Here is a 2,771-nt window from a genome sequence, read left to right as displayed (position 1 = left end):
CGCGCGCCGAGACCCTGACGGTCCCCGCGTCGAGCGCGGCCCCCCGCGTGCTGACGACGGCCTGCCCCGTGCGGCCCGGCGCGACGTCGCGCACCACGCGGGCACCGAACGGCGTCCGGACCTCGAAGTCCGCACTGCGGTCACCCAGGTTCCGCACCGTGGTCACGACCTGGGCCTTGTCCCGGGCCACACATCGCGCCTCCACCTCGGGCACGACGACGGAAACCCTCGCACCGACCCCGAGCGCGGGGATCTTGAGGTACGAGCCGGGCGTCGCGAACGTCAGCCGCACGGCCGACGCCCAGATCGGCTCGAACTCGACCGACGTCGGCGCGCCGGTCGCGGCGGGTGCCACGTCCTGGGCCGTGGTCGGGTGCCACGTGCCCTGGGCGTCGCGGTACTCGACGTCCACGGCCGCGATGGTGCCCTCGGTCGTCGTGAAGCCGACCCGGTCGACGGCGCGGGCCTCGGCCGGCTCGACCGTGAACGTCACCTCGTCGCGGCCGGCACTGCCGGACCACGTCGACCAGGAGGTCGCGGCGTTGCCGTCGCACGCGTTGGCCGCCGGCATCGTCTCCCACTCGGTCTGGTGGAAGCTCGCCGAGACCGTGGTGCCCTCGGCCCGGCACAGGTCGACGACGTCGTCGGCGCCCCAGACCTGCACCTCCGAGATCGACTGCCACGTGTTCGTCGCCGTCGTCAGCCGCACGCGCAGGGCGTTCGTGCGCGGCAGGCCGGACACGTCGAGCGTCGCGACCGGCGCGACGGAGGCGGCGTCCTGCGCGAGGTCGACGCGCACGTCCGTCGTCGTCCAGGCGCCCGACGCGTCGAGGTACTCCGCCGCGACCGTGGACGGCCAGGTGGCGCCCGCACCGTCCTTGTAGGTGTGCACCACGACCTGGTCGAGGTCCTGGGCGAGCGGCCAGGTGAACGACAGCCAGCTGTTCCGCGGGTAGCCGGACGACGTCCAGTCGTCCCAGCCCTTGCCCTTGACGTTGCCGTCCACGACCGTCGGGGCGAGGCTCGCCCGGCTGGACGCGGCGACCGACGCGCCGGGCGCGAGGTTGGCGACGCCGTCCTCGTGCACCTCGATCGTGCGCGTGAAGGTGCGGCCCGCCGTGAAGCCGTCGCCGGCGGCGAGCGTGCCGGTGATCGTCTGGGTGCCGCGCTCGGCGAACGACGTCGCGCTCCAGGTCACGGCGACGTCGGAGATGGCGCCGTCGACCTCGACCGGCACGGCGTCGGGCAGGGTCGCGCCGAAGTCCTCGCCGGGGGCCACCTGGTCGGGCACGCCGTCGTCGATCACGCGCCAGATCTCGGTACCGGTGCCCTTGTCGTCCCAGTAGCTCTCGTCCCAGCCGTCGGCCCAGCGGGCCGGATCCTCGGTGGCGGGGTTGCGCATCTCGGCGCGGCCGTTCTCGCCGATCGTGACGGGGAGCCACACGTAGTTGGAGTTCGCGGCCCCGGCGTTCCAGCGGTCGCCCATGTAGACGAAGCGGCCGCCGCCCAGGTCGAGCACGTTCGTGGACTGCGAGCCGAACGTGGTGCGGCGGGTGTCGCCGACCGAGAGCAGGCCGTCGCCGCCCTCGGGGATCGCGTTGTAGGCGACGTTCTCGTGCTGGTCGCCCGCCTCGACGCCGCGGATCCAGGAGCCGAGGATGCTGTCGGCCGTGTAGTAGGTCTGCGGGTTCGGGGCCCAGCCCGTCGCGCCCGACGCCACCGTGTAGTACCTGCCGCCGTGCTGGAACAGGGCGGGCGCCTCGAGCACGCCGCACTCCTTGACGATCTGGAAGTCCTCGCCGCGCACCGGCGCGCCGGAGGTGCCGTCCGCGAACAGGTACGGGTAGCGGCCGTCCTCGGAGTACTGCCCGGCGTCGACCATGTCGACGTCGGTGGTGTGCGTGACGTTCGTGTAGTCGGCGTCGAGCTCCGCGATGTACAGCGTCCGGTTCTCCTCGGAGGAGTAGACGATGTACGCGGTGCCGTCGTCGTCCTGGAAGACCGTCATGTCGCGGGCCTGCCCGGGCACGGCCGCGGAGATGCACGCCTGGTAGTTGGTCCGGTTCGGCATCCGGTACACGCCCGTCATCCTGAACGGCCCGGTCGGGCTGTCCGAGACCGCGACCCCGGCCATCGAGCGGGCGTACATGCTGCCGCCCGGTGTGGTCTGGCCGTCGGAGTGCCACCACAGCACCCACTGCTTGGTCGCCCCGTTGTAGAGCACCTTGGGGCGCTCGAAGATCGTCGTGTGGTCGGCGGCGTCGTTGGTGTTCAGGTGGTAGTCGAGCTCGGCGATGCGGTCCGCGCGGGGCTCGCCGGCGTCGTCGACCGTGTCGTAGAGGGCGTCGAAGTAGTCCGACTCCAGCTCCGCGGCATCCGACACCGAGCGCAGGACGACGCCCTCGTCGGTCCAGTTCCTCGTGTCGTACGACTTGTAGGCGTGGACGCCCGGGCTGCCGTAGTAGCCGTTGCTGCGGTCCTCGCCGTACCAGTAGTAGACGGCCTGCCCCGCCTCCTCGCCCTCGACGACGGACCCGGCGTCGACGCCGAGCTCCTCGGCCGAGACGGACACGACCTGGCCGCCGTGGGCCTGGATGTGGTTGCCGCCGTCGTCGAGCCAGGACGGCGTGAAGTAGTCGGCCGCGCCGGAGCCGGGGTCGAGGATGGGCGGGTACGCGGAGTAGGCGGCGGCGTCCGCCGTGGCTGCCTTGACTGGCGCGGCCGGGACGGCGACCTCTGCCGCGGCCGGGGCCGCAGGGACGGCGACCGCC

1 protein-coding gene is annotated in these 2,771 nt (G+C 72.8%); it reads right to left on the bottom strand.

Annotated features, from left to right (window positions below; translation table 11 throughout):
* On the bottom strand, positions 1-2,771 hold a 2,771-nt coding region (locus PROKR_RS23170), incomplete at both ends, for a discoidin domain-containing protein (protein WP_084800633.1).

The sequence above is a fragment of the Promicromonospora kroppenstedtii DSM 19349 genome (assembly GCF_000515355.1).
GTDB classification, from domain to species: domain Bacteria; phylum Actinomycetota; class Actinomycetes; order Actinomycetales; family Cellulomonadaceae; genus Promicromonospora; species Promicromonospora kroppenstedtii.
The sequence above is the reverse complement of the archived record's forward strand: the minus strand, read 5'-3'. Positions and strand labels throughout refer to the sequence as shown.